Source organism: Pantoea sp. Ft-CA_14, from assembly GCF_024520875.1.
Classification (GTDB): Bacteria; Pseudomonadota; Gammaproteobacteria; order Enterobacterales; family Enterobacteriaceae; genus Pantoea; species Pantoea agglomerans.
Genome location: NZ_JALNPM010000024.1, coordinates 1 through 17847, shown reverse-complemented (window position 1 = coordinate 17847; position 17847 = coordinate 1). Strand labels below are relative to the sequence as shown.

20 protein-coding genes are annotated in these 17847 nt (G+C 57.0%); 5 read left to right on the top strand and 15 right to left on the bottom strand.

All coding sequences use genetic code 11. The annotated features are described in order from the left end of the window. Nucleotides 1–253 precede the first annotated feature (253 nt). The 11 genes from flgL to flgB all read right to left on the bottom strand — a co-directional run bounded on the left by flgL (nucleotide 254) and on the right by flgB (nucleotide 10225). Entirely contained in the window at nucleotides 254–1219 is a 966-nt protein-coding gene (flgL, locus tag NR195_RS22660) for a flagellar hook-associated protein FlgL (protein ID WP_061901581.1), read from the bottom strand. A gap of 14 nt (nucleotides 1220–1233) precedes the next feature. Beyond that, nucleotides 1234–2883 (bottom strand): flagellar hook-associated protein FlgK, encoded by a 1650-nt coding sequence (gene flgK / locus NR195_RS22655; protein WP_010669846.1) that lies wholly within the window; start codon nucleotides 2881–2883, stop codon nucleotides 1234–1236. Between the two features lie 123 nt (nucleotides 2884–3006). Continuing rightward, nucleotides 3007–3969, bottom strand: a complete 963-nt coding sequence (flgJ, locus tag NR195_RS22650) for a flagellar assembly peptidoglycan hydrolase FlgJ (protein ID WP_010246357.1) — start codon at nucleotides 3967–3969, stop codon at nucleotides 3007–3009. Next, nucleotides 3969–5078: a flagellar basal body P-ring protein FlgI gene (locus tag NR195_RS22645; RefSeq protein ID WP_010669845.1), complete on the bottom strand. Its 1110-nt coding sequence runs from the start codon at nucleotides 5076–5078 to the stop codon at nucleotides 3969–3971. The genes flgJ and NR195_RS22645 overlap by 1 nt, the downstream gene beginning before the upstream one ends. A 9-nt stretch (nucleotides 5079–5087) precedes the next feature. Continuing rightward, on the bottom strand, nucleotides 5088–5798 hold the full coding sequence (locus NR195_RS22640) for a flagellar basal body L-ring protein FlgH (protein WP_029518984.1): 711 nt from the start codon (nucleotides 5796–5798) through the stop codon (nucleotides 5088–5090). A gap of 60 nt (nucleotides 5799–5858) precedes the next feature. Beyond that, nucleotides 5859–6641 carry a flagellar basal-body rod protein FlgG gene (gene flgG / locus NR195_RS22635; RefSeq protein WP_003849881.1) on the bottom strand — a complete coding sequence of 261 codons (783 nt, stop codon included), beginning with the start codon at nucleotides 6639–6641 and terminating at the stop codon, nucleotides 5859–5861. Nucleotides 6642–6658: 17 nt separating this feature from the next. Then, nucleotides 6659–7414 carry a flagellar basal body rod protein FlgF gene (locus NR195_RS22630; protein WP_022625875.1) on the bottom strand — a complete coding sequence of 252 codons (756 nt, stop codon included), beginning with the start codon at nucleotides 7412–7414 and terminating at the stop codon, nucleotides 6659–6661. 20 nt (nucleotides 7415–7434) lie between these two features. Then, nucleotides 7435–8691 (bottom strand): flagellar hook protein FlgE, encoded by a 1257-nt coding sequence (gene flgE / locus NR195_RS22625; RefSeq protein WP_033766926.1) that lies wholly within the window; start codon nucleotides 8689–8691, stop codon nucleotides 7435–7437. Between the two features lie 26 nt (nucleotides 8692–8717). Next, the gene (gene flgD, locus NR195_RS22620; RefSeq protein ID WP_031592458.1) at nucleotides 8718–9392 is read right to left on the bottom strand and encodes a flagellar hook assembly protein FlgD; all 675 of its coding nucleotides are present in this window, start codon (nucleotides 9390–9392) and stop codon (nucleotides 8718–8720) included. A gap of 12 nt (nucleotides 9393–9404) precedes the next feature. Further along, entirely contained in the window at nucleotides 9405–9809 is a 405-nt protein-coding gene (gene flgC / locus NR195_RS22615; RefSeq protein ID WP_013357440.1) for a flagellar basal body rod protein FlgC, read from the bottom strand. A gap of 2 nt (nucleotides 9810–9811) precedes the next feature. Then, nucleotides 9812–10225, bottom strand: coding sequence for a flagellar basal body rod protein FlgB (flgB, locus tag NR195_RS22610; RefSeq protein WP_009090882.1), 414 nt, complete (start codon nucleotides 10223–10225; stop codon nucleotides 9812–9814). A gap of 155 nt (nucleotides 10226–10380) precedes the next feature. Between flgB and flgA the strand changes: the two genes are divergently transcribed. From flgA to flgN, 3 genes are all read left to right on the top strand, one after another. Next, on the top strand, nucleotides 10381–11040 hold the full coding sequence (flgA, locus tag NR195_RS22605; RefSeq protein WP_010246373.1) for a flagellar basal body P-ring formation chaperone FlgA: 660 nt from the start codon (nucleotides 10381–10383) through the stop codon (nucleotides 11038–11040). A gap of 104 nt (nucleotides 11041–11144) precedes the next feature. After that, complete coding sequence (flgM, locus tag NR195_RS22600) at nucleotides 11145–11453, top strand: flagellar biosynthesis anti-sigma factor FlgM (RefSeq protein WP_010246375.1); 309 nt, start codon at nucleotides 11145–11147, stop codon at nucleotides 11451–11453. A 5-nt stretch (nucleotides 11454–11458) separates the two neighbouring features. After that, nucleotides 11459–11890 carry a flagellar export chaperone FlgN gene (flgN, locus tag NR195_RS22595; protein WP_010246377.1) on the top strand — a complete coding sequence of 144 codons (432 nt, stop codon included), beginning with the start codon at nucleotides 11459–11461 and terminating at the stop codon, nucleotides 11888–11890. A 306-nt stretch (nucleotides 11891–12196) separates the two neighbouring features. On the opposite strand, the gene murJ is transcribed toward flgN, so the two are convergent. From murJ to rimJ, 4 genes are all read right to left on the bottom strand, one after another. Next, on the bottom strand, nucleotides 12197–13735 hold the full coding sequence (gene murJ / locus NR195_RS22590) for a murein biosynthesis integral membrane protein MurJ (RefSeq protein ID WP_061704087.1): 1539 nt from the start codon (nucleotides 13733–13735) through the stop codon (nucleotides 12197–12199). A gap of 121 nt (nucleotides 13736–13856) precedes the next feature. Next, a complete protein-coding gene (locus NR195_RS22585; protein WP_132498401.1) occupies nucleotides 13857–14777 on the bottom strand; it encodes a Gfo/Idh/MocA family protein in 921 nt (306 codons plus the stop codon). A gap of 1 nt (nucleotide 14778) precedes the next feature. Further along, nucleotides 14779–15417, bottom strand: a complete 639-nt coding sequence (locus NR195_RS22580; RefSeq protein ID WP_256844925.1) for a YceH family protein — start codon at nucleotides 15415–15417, stop codon at nucleotides 14779–14781. Nucleotides 15418–15433: 16 nt separating this feature from the next. After that, the gene (gene rimJ / locus NR195_RS22575; protein ID WP_010246386.1) at nucleotides 15434–16024 is read right to left on the bottom strand and encodes a ribosomal protein S5-alanine N-acetyltransferase; all 591 of its coding nucleotides are present in this window, start codon (nucleotides 16022–16024) and stop codon (nucleotides 15434–15436) included. Between the two features lie 299 nt (nucleotides 16025–16323). On the opposite strand from rimJ, the gene grxB reads away from it, so the two are divergent. Next, entirely contained in the window at nucleotides 16324–16971 is a 648-nt protein-coding gene (gene grxB / locus NR195_RS22570) for a glutaredoxin 2 (RefSeq protein WP_191921187.1), read from the top strand. 114 nt (nucleotides 16972–17085) lie between these two features. Then, nucleotides 17086–17649: a lipoprotein gene (locus tag NR195_RS22565; RefSeq protein ID WP_010246390.1), complete on the top strand. Its 564-nt coding sequence runs from the start codon at nucleotides 17086–17088 to the stop codon at nucleotides 17647–17649. Nucleotides 17650–17847 lie beyond the last annotated feature (198 nt).

Below are 17847 nucleotides of genomic sequence, written 5' to 3'. Positions count from 1 at the left end.
GTGTGTGCGTGTGTGCGTGTGTGCGTGTGTGCGTGTGTGCGTGTGTGCGTGAAAGCGTGAAAGCGTGAAAGCGTGAAAGCGTGAAAGCAAGACTGACATGCGAGCTGACTGTCGCTGTAAATCAACCCGGTTTAATTTCTATGGTTCCCGCCACCGGCTGAATCGCAGGCAAAAAAATCCCACCCTCCTTTAGCGGGAGGGTGGGAAAAAGTAAGCGCATCCGGTTAAAGTACGCTCAAAATTTCAGGTCAGACTACGAATTCATCTGGAACAGCGACATCTTAGACATATCGGTAAAGGTCTTATAGGACGCCTGTAATGCCGTCTGCTGCATGGTGTAGTTAGAAGCCGCTTCGGTTAAATCCACGTTAACCAGGTCACTCATCTGCGAGCTGTAAATCACACTACGGTCATCGCCCTGGGCATTCAGCGTATCGATCTCTGAAAGCTGGGTACCAATCTCAGAACGCACGGTTAAGACATTATTCAGCGAGTTACCCAGGCCACGGTTGGTTTTATCCATCGCCGCCTGGAAGGTCTGTTTGGTTGCGGCGTCAGCATCATCCTGCGGCACTTTCAGCGCAGCAATGGCGCTATCCAGCATCGTAAACACATTCGTTTCGCTGGCGCTGCCATCCGGTTCTTTGGTGGCATTGCCAGAGATCGCCATAAAGATATTGTCACCGGTATGGCCCACAGTCATGGTACGGCTGGTATCGACCTTCTGAGTGATCGCCTCGGTGCCGCCTGCGTAGCCGACGCCGGTGCCTGCCGCATCCACAAATGGCGCACTGTCAGTTTTATAACCGGCAAAAATATAGCGGCCATTGGCATCCTGGCTGTTTGCCTGGTTCAGCAACTGGGCACGGATACCCTCAAGCTGGGTAGCAATCGAACCACGGTCATCGTCGCTCAGCGTACCGGTTGAACCGTTGACGATCAGCCCTTGGGCAGCAATGATCCCATCGGTAACGCCTTTCAGCGTATTCTCTTCCAGTGACAGACCCTGCTCGGCAAAGGTACGCGCCAGCGCATACTGCTTGCCCTGCTGCTGGGTTTGTGACAACACGACAGCACGAGACGCGGCAATCGGATCGTCCGAAGGATTATTCACACGGCGGCCGCTGGAGAGCTCCTGGCCTGATTTCAGCCAGGAGGCCTGTGAGTCAGTGATGCCACGCACCTGCTGCTCAAAAATCATATTTGTACTGATTCGCATGTTATCTCCTGCCCTTAGCGAATATTGATCAATGCATTAAACACGGTGCTGGCAGTCTGCAGCACCTGCGCATTGGCCATGTAATATTGCTGATATTTGGTCAGGTTGGCGTACTCCTCATCGAGGTTTACCCCAGAGACCGATTGCTGGCGCTGGGTCAGCTGACTGACCACGCTTTTCTGAGTGGTGCTGGTGGTTTCCAGTGAACTGGTTTTGTTACCCACACTACTGACGATGGTGGCGTAGGCCTGAGACAACGTGGCGTTGCCGCCGACCAGTTTCACATCCTGCAGATTCAGCAGTTTTTGCGCATTACGGTTATCACTCTCACCGCCGACAGCACCCGCGGCGGCCACCTGCGATTCACTGGTGATCGCGACTGACATATCGTTGATGGCGTTCTGGACCGGCTTCACCAGGAAACTGTCTTTGGCAGCAGGTGCAGGCGTGCCGGCGACAGTCAGTTTCAGGCCGTCAAAGCTCAGCGTGGTGTTGCCACTGGCATCAGTACCTGGCGTGATGGTAACGGCCGTACTGTCTGAGGCGCGGGTTGCGGTCCAGTTATTGCCGTCATAACTCACGGTGTAATTGGATGCTTTCAGTGCACTGGTATCGGTCCACTCAGCGGTGACGGACGCGGCGGTGCTGTTTTTACTGTTGCCCACCACGATCGGGCTGCCGATATTAAAGAAATCGACGCCCTGATTGCCTTTGCTATCGAAGCCCTGCTTGTGAACATCGTTGAAACTGGTGGTAAACGCCGCCGCTAACTGACCCAGCTGGTTCTGTGCCAGATCCAGATCCTGAGTACGGAACGCCAGCAGACCGCCCAGCGAACCGGTGGTGATCAGCTTCTCCGGGATCTCGACGTTGCCCGCCTGCTTATCGACATAGCCGATGGTGGTGCGTGTCGGATCGCTGCTGGAAGGCATCGCCACCAGATCGTGAGATTTGTCGCCGTTCACCAGCGTCAGGCCATTGGCCATCGCGACCGTGTAGCCGCCATCCTGCTGCGATACCGTCACACCAACCACGTTATTCAGGGTATTCACCAGCTGATCGCGCTTATCGAGCAGATCGTTAGGTGCGGCACCGTTTGCCGTGCTCAGTTTGCCAATCTGTTTGTTCAGATCGGCAATCTGGCTGGTAATGGTATTGACCTGCTTGATGCTGGAATCGACATCGGCGTTGACGCTGTTCTGCATATTATTCAGGTATTGCGCTGACGTCTGGAACTGGCTGACCAGCCCCTGCGCATTGCTGAGCATCGACTGACGCGCCGACGGATCGTTGGCGTTGCTGACCACGTTCTGCAGGTTGGTAAAGAAGCCCTGCAGCGACGTCGACAGGCTGGTAGTCGAGGTCGACAGCAGATCGTCAATGTTAGAAATCTGGCTGTGCTGGGTGCTTACCGCGCTGTAGTTCGCGCTGGAACCGCGCAGCTGCGTAGCAATAAACGCATCATATTCACGTTGTACACCGGTGATATTCACGCCGTTACCATAATAGCTATTGCCCTGCAGGGTACTGTTCGCCTGCGCCAGTACCGTGGTCTGACGTGAATAGCCCGCCACGGTGTAATTGGAAATGTTGTTACTCGTGGTGCTCAGAGCGGCCTGCGCGGCACTCAATCCGCTCATCGCGGAGTTAATTATGCTGGACATCTCGGTTCCTTACGTTCCCCGTCAACCGGGCTGGCAGACATCAAAGTGGGCGCCAGCAGGCGAAAACGCTTCTGGCTATAGGGATGTTATCGGCTTGCTAAAGTGAAACTTGAGGCGCAATGATCAGAACAGGTCGCCCATATCCTGACTGTAAGCTTTGACGACTTTGTCGCCCATACTTTTGAATTGCTGAATCATTCCCACCAGCTTTTGCGCATATTTTGGATCGGTGGCATAACCGGCCGCCTGTAAGGCCTGCGCACCCTGCTCTGCGCTTGAGGCGTTCGTCACCGCCGCATAGCGTGGGTTTTTGGTCAGGAGTTTGACGTAGTCGGTCAGCGCCTCGAAATAGGAGTTATAGACGCGGAAGCTGGCACGCACTTTCTTAGCTTCGCCCTGCTCATATTCGGTTGTCATGATATCGGTGGTGTCACCTTTCCAGTCGCCGCTGGCTTTAATCCCGAACACGTTGTAGCTCGGTTTGCCGTCGCGGGTCAGGATCTGACGCTGGCCCCAGCCCGACTCCAGCGCAGCCTGCGCCAGAATCAGGTGATGAGGAATGCCACTCTGCTGGCTGGCAGCCTGCGCCGGTTGCGTCAGCTGGGCGATAAACTCGCGGCTGTCACTGGGCAGACCCGTCGGTGAAGCGACCGGCGGCAGACGCGGCATTGCCTTACGCACAATCTGCTCCAGCTGCTGCGCCGGCAGTGGTGTTGCCCCGCTGGTGCTGAGAATAAAGCTGTTATCCAGCTTCATCGGCACCGTACCGGCTTTTTCATCCGGCGCGGTGGCGGGCTGCATCTGTTTGACGATGGTTTCCGCCAGGCCCAGGCCGCGCTTCCCCATCTCCTGTGCAATCTGCTGATCATACATAGAGGTAAAGAGTTTGGTCTGCTCGTTGCCCATAATGCCGTCCTGCGGCAACGCCTCGCGCATACTCTTCAGCATCATCTGTACAAACATCCCTTCGACCTGACGCGCCACCTGCAACGCTTGTCCTTTCGGATCGTTGCTGGCCTGGCGTTTCAGTTCATTCAGGGAACGGCTGTCGAAAGCCGAACTCGTCAGAGATTGCATATCAGCCATCAGATAATTTCCAGTTTGGCACGCAGACAGCCGGCACTCTGCATCGACTGCAGAATTGACATCAGTTCGATAGGTGACGCACCCAGCGCATTCAGCGCACGCACCACGTTGTTCAGGTTGGCGCTGGCGTTGACGCGTTGCAGCGCACCGCCGGTCTGGCGCAGATCGATCTGAGTCTGCGTCGTCGCCACCGTCTGACCACCGGCCAGTGGGGTATCAGGCTGACTGACGTTCTGCTGCTGGTTAACCGTCACCGACAGGTTGCCCTGCGCTACAGCACACTGATTCAGCGTCACTTCACGGTTCATTACCACCGAACCGGTACGGGAGTTGATGATGACTTTGGCATCTTCAACCGGGATCGACACATTAATGTTCTGGATCTCAGCCAGCAGACGCACCTGCGCACCATTATTAGGCGATACGCGGATCTGCACGGTACGGGCATCCAGCGGCTGCGCTGCGCCGTAACCGCCACGGGCGTTAATGGCATCAGCAATCCGCTGCGCCATTGAGAAATCTTCGCTGTTAAGCTGCAGATTAATGGTGTTCTGCGTACCAAAGTTGCTCTGCAGTTCACGCTCAACGGTTGCACCGCCGGTAATACGGCCTCCGTTCAGCTGGTTAACCTGAACACTGCTGCCGCCCGCTGACGCACCCGCGCCACCGACCAGGATATTACCCTGCGCCAGCGCATAAACCTGGTTATCGACCCCTTTCATCGGCGTCATTAACAGCGTGCCGCCGCGCAGGCTTTTGGCGTTACCCAGCGACGAGACCACCACATCCAGGTTCTGTCCCTGACGGGCAAACGAGGGCAGTTTAGCGGTGACCATCACGGCCGCCACGTTCTTCAGCTGCATGTTGGTTCCGGTGGGAACGGTAATACCAAGCTGCGACAGCATGTTGCTCACTGTCTGGGTAGTAAATGGCGTCTGGGTGGTCTGGTCACCGGTGCCATCCAGGCCCACGACCAGGCCGTAGCCCAGCAGCTGGTTATCACGAACGCCCTGTACCGTGGTTAAATCACGAATCAAATCGGCTTTTGCCAGCAGGCTGACGCCCAGCAGCAGCGCCAGCCCGGCGCGTAACAGCGTTAACTTTTTCATTGAAACCTCTTACATCGGCGAGATGTTCAGGAAGAAACGCTGGAACCAACCCATGGTCTGCGCCTCATTGATGTAACCATTTCCGACGTACTCAATACGTGCATCGGCGACAGCGGTAGATAACACGGCGTTACTGGCGCTGATGGTGCGTGGGTTGACCACGCCCGAGAAGCGAATGAACTCCGTGCCCTGATTAATGGCGATCTGTTTTTCACCGACCACGTGCAGGTTGCCGTTTGACAACACCTGATCCACGGTGACGGTAATGGTGCCGGTAAAGGTGTTATTGGCGGATGCGCCGCCTTTACCTGCGAAATCATTTTTGCCTTCGGCGCTGAGGTTGGCTTTTTCACCACCTGCACCCACCAGGCCTGCCAGACCGGTCGGCACCGCGCTCACACCAAAGCTGTTGCTGCCATCGCGGCTGGCATTGGCTGAGGAGCTCTTGCTGGCGCTGACGTTTTCCTGCAGCGTAATGGTCAGGGTATCGCCAATGTTGCGTGGACGGCGATCCTCAAACAGCGGCTGATAGCCGTAGTTAAGCGGCGCGACGCCCTGGAATATAGAGCCGTTGACCACCGGTGGCGCGGACGGCATTGGTTGCGCTGTAGTTGCACCTTCGACCAGCGGGGTACGCGGGACCAGGGCACATCCGTTGAGAGTTAGCAGCAACGAGGCGACTAACCAATGTCCAGGCTTGAGAATCTGTTGCTTCGCCACGGCGTCACGACCTTATTAATGTCTGTCATTCAGGCCAGCACGGGCTGGCCCTGTTCGGGATTAAAGCTGAGTTAATTTCGCCAGCATCTGATCAGAGGTACTGATCGCCTTGCTGTTGATTTCGTAGGCGCGCTGCGTCTGGATCATGGTGACCAGCTCTTCCGCTACGTTAACGTTCGAGGTTTCGGTATAGCCCTGATAGAGCAGGCCCGCGCCGTTCTGGCCTGGCGTGCTGTCTGTCGGAGCGCCCGATGCCTGCGTTTCCTTGTAGAGGTTTTCACCCACGCTATCGAGACCGGCGTCATTCATAAAAGTGCTCAGGGTTAACTGACCGACCTGCGCGGCCTGGGCCTGTCCCTGCTGCGTTACGCTGACCACACCGTCACGCGACACCGTGATGCTGGTGGCGTTAGCCGGAATGGTAATGCCTGGCTGTACCGGGAAACCGGAGTTGGTCACCAGCTGGCCGTTCTGATCAACCTGAAACGCGCCGTCACGGGTATAAGCAGAGGTGCCATCCGGCATCTGAATCTGAAAATAACCCTGGCCGTTAATGGCGATATCTTTTGAGTTGCTGGTCTGCGACAGGTTGCCCTGCGTATGCAGACGTTCAGTGGTCACCGGACGTACACCGGTACCGATCTGCAAACCCGATGGCAGCGTTGTCTGTTCAGATGACTGGGTGCCCGGCTGGCGCATAGTCTGGTACATCAGATCTTCGAACACGGCACGTGAACGCTTAAAGCCGTTGGTGCTGACGTTTGCCAGGTTGTTGGCAATGACGTCCATGTTCATCTGCTGCGCATCAAGACCGGTCTTAGCGATCCATAAAGAACGAATCATGTTGTTATCCTCGTGCCTTAGCCCATGCTCAGGAGCTGGTTGGCTTTTTGTTCATTTTCGTCGACGTTGGTGATGACTTTCATCTGCATCTCAAAACGTCGGGCGTTGGCGATCATATCGACCATGGTTTCTACCGGTTTGACGTTGCTGCCTTCCAGCACGCCAGGCATCACCTGCATGGTGGCATCAGCCTGCAGCGCGGCACCGCGGGTCGCCTGCGCCGACGCAGTAGGCCGGAACATGCCGTCATCACTGCGCTGCAGCTCCTGCCCGGTAGCCCTGACCAGCTTCAGCTTGCCCAGCTGAACCGTGGCGTTCGGTGAATCACCGGCATTCAGCCCGGTGATCGAGCCGTCGGCTGCAATGGTGATTTCAGTGCCCTGCGGGATCACAATCGGACCGCCATCGCCCATCACAGGATTGCCCTGAACCGTCAGCGTACCGGTCGGACTGATTTGCATATTGCCGTTGCGGGTATAGGCTTCGCTGCCGTCAGCGGTACGCACCGCCAGCCAGCCATCCTGCTGTACCGCTACATCGAGCGGACGCTCGGTGTAGTCCATCGCGCCCTGGCTCATGTCGGCGCCCGGTGTCGAGGCGGCGACCAGCGTACGGGTTGGCAGTGACCAGCCACTCACCGGCACGGCGCGCAGCGCATTCAGCTGCGCACGAAAACCCGGTGTAGAGGCGTTGGCGAGGTTGCTGGCGGTAACCGCCTGCTGATCCAGCGTCTGGCTGGCCGCGCCCATCGCGGTATATATCGCGTGATCCATATGGCAATCCTGTTAGCGAATTAACGTAAGTTAACCAGCGTGTTGAGAATCTGGTCCTGAGTTTTAATGGTCTGCGCATTCGCCTGATAGTTACGCTGCGCGACGATCATGTTCACCAGCTCTTTGCTCATGTCGACGTTGGAAGATTCCAGTGCGCCAGCCGTCAGTGAACCAAAGGTGCCGGTATTCGCCAGACCGATTGCTGCCTGACCGGATGCACTTGACGCAGACCAGACGTTGTCACCCTGTGACTGCAGACCTTCCGGGTTAGAGAAGCTCGCCAGAACAATCTGACCCAGCAGCTGGGTTTTCTTGTTGGAGTAGCTGCCGGTGATGGTGCCGTCATCATTGATCGCGTAGCTGGTCAGATCGCCAGGTGCATAACCATCCTGGGTCGGGCTGCCAAAGGTGGTGGCGCCGGTGTTCTGCTGCAGGCTGCCCAGCATGCTCAGGTTGATCGGCTGATTGGCGACTGCGCCATTGGCTCCGCCCACGTTCAGCGTCAGGCCGACGGTGCCATCGGTCGTCGTGCTGACGACAGCGCCGGTGGCATCCAGCTTAGAGACGCTGGTCAGCTTACCGCTGGTGTCAAACGCCATTCTGAAGTCACCCGCCGAACTGCCGGTGTTGCCATCAATGGTGCGCACGGTCCAGCTGTTGCTGGTGGTGTCTTTCACGAAATACATGTCGAGCGCGTGGTCATTACCCTGCGAGTCGAACACGGTTGCCGTGGTTTTCTTGTTGTAGCTGTCTGCGTTCGCCGTGGAGAAGGTGGCCACAGATGGCGTTTTGTCCGTTGAGTTCAGGTTGGCAACCAGACCGGCGGTAGTGGTCGCGCGGGCTGACATCTGCTCGGTAGGAATACGCAGCGCCACCGGGTTAGCACCTGACTGGATTGTGGCCGGTGAACCGCTGGCCGGATAGCCGGTCACGTTCAGACCCTGGGTGTTGACCAGGTTACGGTTGGCATCCAGCGTTAACTGACCATTGCGTGAATAGAAGACGCCGCCGCTGCTGTCGGTCATACGGAAGAAGCCGTTACCGCTCAGCGCAACGTCCAGGCCACGACTGGTCGTGGTGGTAGCGCCGTCGTTAAAGTTCTGGATTACCGCAGCAACTTTGGTGCCGAGGCCGACGTTAGAACCGGCAAACATATCGGCAAACGCGATGGTGCTCGATTTAAAGCCCGCAGTGGCGGAGTTGGCAATGTTGTTACCGATGACATCAAGGTTACTTGAAGCAGCACCAAGGCCGCTGACCGCTTGGGAAAATGACATGTGTTTGTTTCCTGTCTACAGGTTAATCAGAGAATCTGACGTACGTCGTCAAGGGTGGCGGAGCCCATGGTGCCGAGATCCAGTTTTGTGGTGTTGTTCGCAGTACTCACCCCGTTGACGTAGGCGTAGTTAAGCGGTTGTGCCACCAGTTGTGCGTTGCCATTGCTTGCGGCAATCGCAACGCTGTATTTACCATCCGGGGCGACAGAGCCATCTGTCAGCTTGCCGTCCCACGAGAAGGTGTGCACGCCAGCACTCAGTGCGCCCAGATCGACGGTGTCGATCACCGTGCCACTGGCATCTTTGATGGTGGCCGATGTGCCGGTTGAGGCGGAGGCCAGCTCAACGCCAAATGGCGTTGTGGTGCCGTTGCCTACCAGAATCTGTCCGCCATTGACCATTACGCCATGCCCAATCAGCGTGGAGCTCTGCAGCGACTGGCTGGTGCTGATCTGGCCGGAGATCGATCCCAGCGTGGTATTCAATTTTTCAATGCCGCTCAGGGTATTGATCTGTGCCAGCTGCGTGGTGAGCTGGCTGTTATCCATTGGATTGGTTGGATCCTGGTTCTTTAACTGCGTCACCAGCATGGTCAGGAACTGGTTCTGCAGATCCTGCGCATTGTTGCCGGTGCCACTGGTGTTGGAAGAGCTGAGGACCGTGGGGTCCAGCCTTTCGTTAACGCCTACCGCGATAGCCATAATTTTTCTCCGTTATTGCCCGATCGTCAGGGTTTTCATCATCATCGACTTCACGGTGTTGAGCACTTCGACGTTGGCCTGGTAGCTGCGTGACGCCGACATGGTGTTGACGCTTTCAGAGACCACATCCACGTTCGGCATCTTCACGTAGCCTTTGGCATCTGCCATCGGATTGCCCGGGTCATAGACCAGCTTGGCAGGTGTAGGGTCATCCACGACTCTTGCCACTTTCACGCCGCCGGTGGCTGAGCCTGGCGCCGCATCGGTCTGGAAAACCACCTGCTTTGCCACGTAAGGCTTGCCATCGGGGCCGGTGACGCTGTCGGCGTTCGCCAGGTTACTGGCACTGACGTTTAATCGCTGTGATTGCGCGGTCATCGCTGAACCGGCAATGTCAAAAATATTCAGCAAGGCCATAATTATTGTCCTTGTAACACGCTCATCATGCCTTTGATCTGGCTACTGATGAGGGTGAGGTCGGTTTGATATTTCAGGCTGTTATCCGCGAACTGCGTACGCTCACGGTCCATATCTACGGTGTTGCCGTCGGCAGAAGGCTGGTCAGGAATGCGATAAAGCATATCCATCGATGGCACGCCGTTTGTCTGTGCTTCAATGTGGCGAGCTGACGTGACTTTTAACGCCATGCTGCTGCCTTCCGCACGACCATTGGACATCACCCGACTCAGCTCGCTGGCAAAGTCGATATCCCGGGCCTGATAACCAGGGGTATCGGCGTTGGCAATATTTGACGCCAGGATCTCCTGACGTTGAGCACGCAGGTTGAGGGCCTCCGTACCAAATTTCAGCGCCGCATCCAGTTTGTCGAGCATGTTTCCTCCGCGTATGAGAATTTCGAGCTCGCAGCTTAATTTGAAAACGCAAGGGGTCATCGTCTGAATAAGGCCTCAAATGACCGCTATTTTGACAATTAAGGATTTTTCTTAAGGGAGTACACTCGTCGCCATCATCAGTGAGGAAATGCACAATGCGTCGATATCTGACCCTGCTGACCAGTCTGCTGGTCGCGATCGCCCTGCCGGTTTCCGCCGGGGATCTCAATGCACAACTGAATCAATTTTTTAAAGCGCGTGACGCCCAGCATGCTGATGGCATGGTCGTGGTGGTACGCACGCCGCAGGAACAGTGGCCAGCCTGTGAGGCGCCGCAGTTCACCCTGCCCGGCAACAGCCGGTTGTGGGGCAATATGAGCGTGGCGGCAAACTGTGGCGAGAACCGCCGTTATATTCAGGTTCAGGTGCAGGTCACCGGTTCCTATCTGGTGGCGAACCGGCTGCTGAGCCAGGGCAGTAGCGTGAGCGAGAGTGATTTCACTCTGCAGACCGGCCGCCTCGATACTCTGCCTGCCCGCGCCCTGCTGAATGCGGACTCGGTGGCAGACGCCGTGGTGCTGCGCGATATCCAGCCAGGACAGCCGATTAATCCCTCCACGCTGCGTCAGCCGTGGCGTGTCAAGGCGGGTCAGAATGTGATGGTGATTGCCAGCGGTGACGGCTTTGACGCCAGCGGTGAGGGCAAGGCGCTGAATAACGCTGCCCGATCGCAGTCGGTCCGGGTCAGGATGGGAAATGGTCAGATTGTCAGCGGTAAGGTACGCGAGGATGGGAATATTCTTATAACGCTGTAAAGTGTTAAAGAAGCCAGTAGTGCTGCCGATAGAAGAATCAACGAAGCGATAACGCTATTCTGATTCAGGTGGCAGACTTCCCCTGACCGTACAGGAGCCCGAACATGAGCATTGACAGAACGCAACCTCTGAAACCCGCCAGCACCGTACAGAGCCGCGATAGCAGTGAGTCCGGCAGCAGCAAAGTGCGCCAGAGCGCCAGCCCGGTGGCAGCAGCCACGACCCCTGCAGCAGCCCAGGTCAGCCTGAGCAGCGCGCAGTCGCAGCTGATGCAGCCGAGCAGCAAAGATATTAACGTCGAGCGCGTTGAACAACTGAAAACCGCCATTCGTAATGGCGAACTGAAGATGGATACCGGCAAAATCGCCGATGCGCTGATTGCCGACACCAAGGCGTATTTAGAGGGTAATTAGTTCCCATGAGTAATTTGCAGACCACCTTAGATAAGATGCAGGACGTGCTGGCGTCGCTCTCAGCCGTGCTGGAAGAAGAGCAGCAGCAGCTGGCAGCCGGAAACATTAACAGTAATCTGTTGCAGCGTATTACCGAAGATAAAAGCGCGCTGCTCAGTACGCTGAACTATCTGGATGAGATGCGCCGCACCGCTGAGCAGAGTCAGGCGACATCGGCACCTTATCGTGGTCAGAACGACATGGCGCGCCGCTGGGACACTATCCAGCAGCACAGCCGTCGTCTGCAGGATGCCAATGTTCATAACGGCCTGCTGCTGCAACACCAGATCCGCTACACCCAGGATGCGCTTGACGTGCTGAAGCCGCATCAGACCCAGGCCTTTTACGGCCCGGATGGGATGGGTAAAGGCCAGGCGACGTTAAGTCGCAAAGCCTGAACCGGAAAGTAGCGAAAAAAAATCCCGCCTGGTGCGGGATTTTTTATTGGTGCGTTTTTTCCTTCACCATGATGAGCTTTAAAATTGAGCCTGCACAGGGAACAGGGGCAGATCGGAAAGACGCTAAAGCCAATCCCTGGCCGCTCGGCCCGCGCGATTACGCACCTCATCCCTGAGGTGCGCCCGTTGCCGGGCCAACGCGTTGCGTTGTTCAAAAACGCTCCCGGCGTTTTTGTCCATGGCGCGGGACGCTTTCCTCCTCTGCCCCTGTTCCCTGCGCGTTGAATTTATTTATTGCGGCAAGCTTTACACAGCGGTGCGACGCGCATAGTCGCGCAACCGGAAGCCCAGCAGTCCCAGCGCCAGGAAGTAAACCCCGCCGCCCACACCACAGACCGCGGCCAGACGCAGCAGCCGCCACAGCATCGATCCCTGCTCCCAGGCTGGCATCCACTGCAGCATGGCAAACAGCGCGCCTGCCATCACCACTACAGCTATCAGCAGGCGGATCAGGAAGCTGCTCCAGCCCGGCTGCGGCATAAAGATATTCTTCTTACGCAGCTGCCAGTAGAGCAGCGACGCATTCAGACAGGCTGCCAGCCCAATCGACAGTGACAGACCGGCATGTTTCAGCGGACCAATAAACGCCAGGTTCATTACCTGCGTCATGATCAGCGTGATAATCGCAATTTTAACCGGCGTTTTGATGTCCTGACGGGAATAGAAGCCCGGAGCCAGCACCTTGACCACGATCAGCCCCATCAGTCCGACGGAGTAGGCGATCAGGGCGCGCTGCGTCATCAGTGCATCAAAGGCAGTGAATTTGCCGTACTGGAACAGCGCCACGGTCAGCGGGCCGGAGAGCATGCCCAGCGCCACCGCGCTGGGAAGCGCCAGCAGGAAACAGAGGCGCAGACCCCAGTCCATCAGCCGGGAATATTCATCATGGTTGCCGCTGGCAAAACTTTTGGCCAGCGACGGCAGCAGAATAGTGCCCAGCGCCACGCCCAGCACACCCGAGGGGAACTCCATCAGGCGGTCCGCGTAGTACATCCAGGAGACCGAACCTGAGACCAGAAACGAGGCGAAGATGGTGTTGATGATCAGTGAGATCTGACTGACAGAAACGCCCAGAATGGCAGGTCCCATCTGACGCATGACCCGCCAGACGCCCGCATCACGTAGATTCAGGCGTGGCAGCACCAGCATCCCGAGTTTCTTCAGGTGTGGCAGCTGATAGCCGAGTTGCAGCACGCCGCCAGCCACCACGGCCCAGGCCAGCGCCATTACCGGTGGGTGGAAGTGCGGCGCGGCAAACAGCGCAAAGCCAATCATGCTGACGTTCAGCAGGGTCGGTGCAAAGGCCGGTACCGAGAAGCGGTTCCAGGTATTCAGCACCGCACCCGCCAGTGACGCCAGCGAAATCAGCATAATGTAGGGAAAGGTCACCCGCAGCAGCGAGCTGGTGAGCGCAAACTTATCGGGACTGTCGGCAAAGCCGGGTGCCGTCACCATGATGACCCAGGGCGCAGCAATCATGCCCGCCACCGTGACCAGCGCCAGCGCCAGCGTCAGCAGGCCCGAGACGTAAGCCAGGAACAGTTTCGTTGCCTCTTCGCCCTGCTTGCTTTTATATTCAGCCAGAATGGGCACGAAGGCCTGAGAAAAGGCGCCTTCAGCAAAAATACGCCGCAGCAGATTGGGAAGTTTAAACGCAACAAAGAACGCATCGGTCGCCATTCCGGCGCCAAACACCCGCGCCACGATGGCATCACGGGCAAAGCCCAGTACGCGGGAAAACAGGGTCATAGAACTGACCGCTGCCAGCGATTTCAACAAATTCATAATTGACGGCGCATCCTGAAAAGAATCGGCAAAAAAGGGAATTAGCGCGGGCACCCAGAAGATGCCCGGCGACAGTCTACTGCCACGGAGGGAAATGACCAGCACGGAGTGTTACAAGGCGTTATTCCTGCGTCGCCTCACGCCACAATTTTTCCACCACACGCTGCGCCATCAGTGCCTGCTCACCGCTGGTTTCAGGCTTCGTCTGATTTTGTACGCAGTCGATGAAATGGCGAGCCGCACCGCTGAAACCGCGCTGGGTCAGATGACTCTGCCAGGCGGGCGGTGGCGTAATCAGCAGCCCGTCACGCCGTTCTTCCTGCCAGTCGCGCATCTCACTGATGTCGATGCACTTACCGTCACACACTGCGCTGACCCGCTCGCGCTGACTGCCTGCGCGCCGGTGCATGCTGGTGGTAATCGACAAGCCCTCAACAGCGAAATGGTGCTCGGCATAGAGCATCTGCCCCTGTTCGTTGGTGTCGATGCGTCCCTGAACCTGGCGAAAGGGTTTCCCGCCCAGCCAGAGGGCGGTATCCACCACATGCAGATAGTCATCGAGCAGGGTAAAGCGGAGATCCTGTGGCCCGACGCTGTCGCTACGGTGCTTTTCAATCCGCAGAGAAGCGGCGTCCGCCATCTCTGCCCGCAACTGCTGATAGCGCGGGGCGAACCGCCGGTTAAACGCCACCATCAGCTTACGCTGCCGTTTTTCCGCCAGCGCCACCAGCGCCTCAGCCTGCTCCAGGGTTTCAGCCAGCGGCTTATCGACGCAGACATCCTTTCCTGCCAGCAGCAGCGCCCTGACCACTTCATAGTGCGTGGCGGTGCTGCTGTGGACAAAGACCGCGTCGCAGGCAGCGGCTAATTCATTCAGCGAACCAAAACATGGCATGCGATAGCTGTCACAGACCGGCCGGGCTTTGGCCTGGTTCGGGGAAAACGCCCCTGCCAGAGTCCAGTCCGTCGCCGCCGACAGCACCGGCAGCCAGGCTTTCTGCGCGATACCGCCTAATCCCACCATGCCAATACGTAAGGTCATCTCAGCTCTCCGGTTGCAGCAGTTGGGTGAGTTGTGCCTGAAGCGCTGCAACCTGCTGTTCCAGCATTGCGACGCGCGCCGCCAGTTCGCCCTGCTCTTCCGACGCCTCTGCGGCCTGCGGCTGGTCAGGCTCATCGCCCAGCAGATGCATAAAGCGGCTTTCGCGCTTGCCAGGTTCACGCGACAGACGGATCACCTGAGCACTGTCGTCGCGCTGCATCAATCCTTCCAGCGTTTGCTCAACTTCGCTGACATCACTGAACTCGTGCAGACGGCCGCTGCGGGTACGCAGTTCGCCTGGCGTCTGGGGCCCGCGCAGTAACAGCAGCGTCAGGAGAGCGACTTCTGCACTATTAAGCTTTAGCGTGCCAAACGCGGAGTTGCAGAAACGCTGCTCATATTTCACGACCCGCTGCCCGGCGGCGCTGCTGGCGGTAATCAGATGCCGTTTTTCCAGCTGATCGAGCTGATCCTGTACCTCACTTTCGCTCAGCTCCATCACCGGCTCGCGGTTCGATTTCTGGTTACAGGCAACCACCACGCCATTCAGTGACAGCGGATACTGTTCCGGCGTGGTGACCTGCTTCTCCAGCAGGCAGCCCAGCACGCGCATCTCCTGCGCCGATAAAGTCATCTTCATGCTCGCATCCTCATTATTATCCACGCCGGTCAGGCGTCCATTCCCGCAGGGTTAAGGCTGTCAGCACGTGATCCTGCCAGCGTCCGTCGATCAGCAGATAATCTTTCGCGTAACCCTCTTTCTCAAAACCGAGTCGCGCCAGCAGATCGCCGCTGCGCTGGTTGTGCGGCATGTAGTTAGCCATGATGCGGTGAATATGCTGCTGGCGCTGCATATAGCGGATAGCCACCTGCAACGCTTCGAACATGAACCCCTGCCCCTGCCACTTTTCACCCAGTGAATAGCCGAGGTAACAGGCATGAAAGGATCCGCGTAACACGTTGCTGAAGTTCGCCACTCCCCTCACTTCGGTTTCATCGCTGTCCATTAAAATGAAATAGAAGGCCGAACCCTGCTTATGCATGTCGGAAATCAGCCCAAGCCGCGCCTGCCAGCCCGAGGGGTAGCAGTGGCTGTCATCACGCACCGGCTCCCACGGTTTTAAAAACAGGCGGTTTTCCGCGTAGTAATCTGCCATTCGCCAGGCATCACGCTCGTGAACCAGACGGACCACCAGCCGATCGGTGGTTAATCGCACCCTGGGCGCGGCAGAACGATAGCCAAACATCCTGACTCCTGAAATCAATGGCTGATAGAGATGAGCCGTCATTACCCGGCTTTCACTATAACCGCCGCCTGGGCTGCGGTAAAACGTTACAGCGGTTTAGCGATAAAGAGGCTCATTTTGCTCGGGTCGCACCGCGGATAACCCCTGCTGCAGGCGACATCAGCAGCGGATCCTGCAGCGTGCCTGACAGGCAGGTTTGCCCTGTGGAGTAATCTCTTCCATACTTTTTACGAGCCCGAAAGCAGGATGAATTGATTCACTCTGTTAAACACTAAACCTGTAAAACCCGGGAGATCAGGATGAAGCTCTATATCTACGACCACTGCCCTTTCTGCGTTAAAGCGCGAATGATTTTTGGCCTGAAAAACAAACCGGTTGAGCTGGTGGTAATGCTCAACGACGATGAAGAGACGCCGAAACGACTGATCGGACAGAAAATGGCGCCCATTCTGCAGAAGCAGGATGGCAGCGCGATGCCTGAAAGTATGGAGATCGTACACTATGTCGATCAGCAGGATGGCGAACCGCTGATCATCGGCGCGCTGAATCCGGCGATCGGCGACTGGCTGCGTCACATGAACAGCTATGCCAATAAACTGCTGCTGCCGCGCATTGCAGAGGCGGCGTTTGCCGAATTCGCGACGCCGGAGGCGCGTGACTATTTCCGCAACAAAAAGCAGGCGAGCATCGGTGATTTCGACACGCTGAAAAGTCATTCTGCCGGCCTGATTAAAAACGTCAGCGACGATTTGCGCAAGCTGGACAAATTAATCGCCCAGCCCAATGCGGTGAATGGCGAGCTGTCCGAAGATGATTTTAATCTCTTCCCGCTGCTGCGCTCTCTGACGCTGGTGGCCGGAATCGACTGGCCGAGCCGGGTCGCTGACTACCGCGATAACATGGCCAAACAGACCCAGGTGAATCTGCTCTCCTCAATAGCTCACTAACCCCTCCCGATGAGAGACGCTGCGGCGTTTCTCATCTCTTTCCTGATGACACCCGCTATGCATTCAGGCAGGCTATGGCCTGTTTATTGGCTCTGATATTCAGGATAAAGATCGATGAAAAAGGCTTTTTTCGGGCTGACTGCCCTGTTGATCGCGCTGCTGGTGAGCGGCTGTAATCAACTGACGCAATACACCATCAGCGAACAGGAAGTAAACCAGGCGCTGCAGAAGCACAACAACTATGAGAAAGATATTGGCGTTTCCGGGCTGGTTAATGCGCACATCGTCCTGAACAACCTGACCAGTCAGATTGGCCGTGAAGAGCCAGGTAAAGTGACGCTCTCTGGCAATGCTAAAATCAATGTGACGTCACTGTTTGGTCCGCAGCAGGCCGATATGCAACTGAAGATGCGTGCTCAGCCGGTCTATGACCAGCAGCAGGGTGCAATCTATCTGCGCGATCTGGAAATTGTTGATGCGCAGGTTGCTCCGGAAAAAATGGCCTCCATTATGAAAACGCTGACGCCTTATCTGAATCAGTCGCTGAAAAACTACTTTGATCAAAAGCCGGCTTACGTGCTCAGCGCCGACCGCAGCAAAGGCGAGTCGCTGGCGAAGAAATTTGCCAAAGGACTGGAAGTGAAACCTGGCGAACTGGTTATTCCCTTTACGCAGTAACGCCAGTCAGTTAAGCGACAGGTGACAACGCAGTCTGGTGCCGGGCAGGGGCTGGCGGTCCTCGCGCCGCTGCGCGGTTCCTTCACGTCATTCCTCTGCCTGACGGACCGCCGGGGATGGTACATCCTGTGCCGCCCCGCCTTTCGCCCGCGTCCTGCGGGCTCTCCTGGCAGACTCATTCTGTTCAGCGCTGCGGAT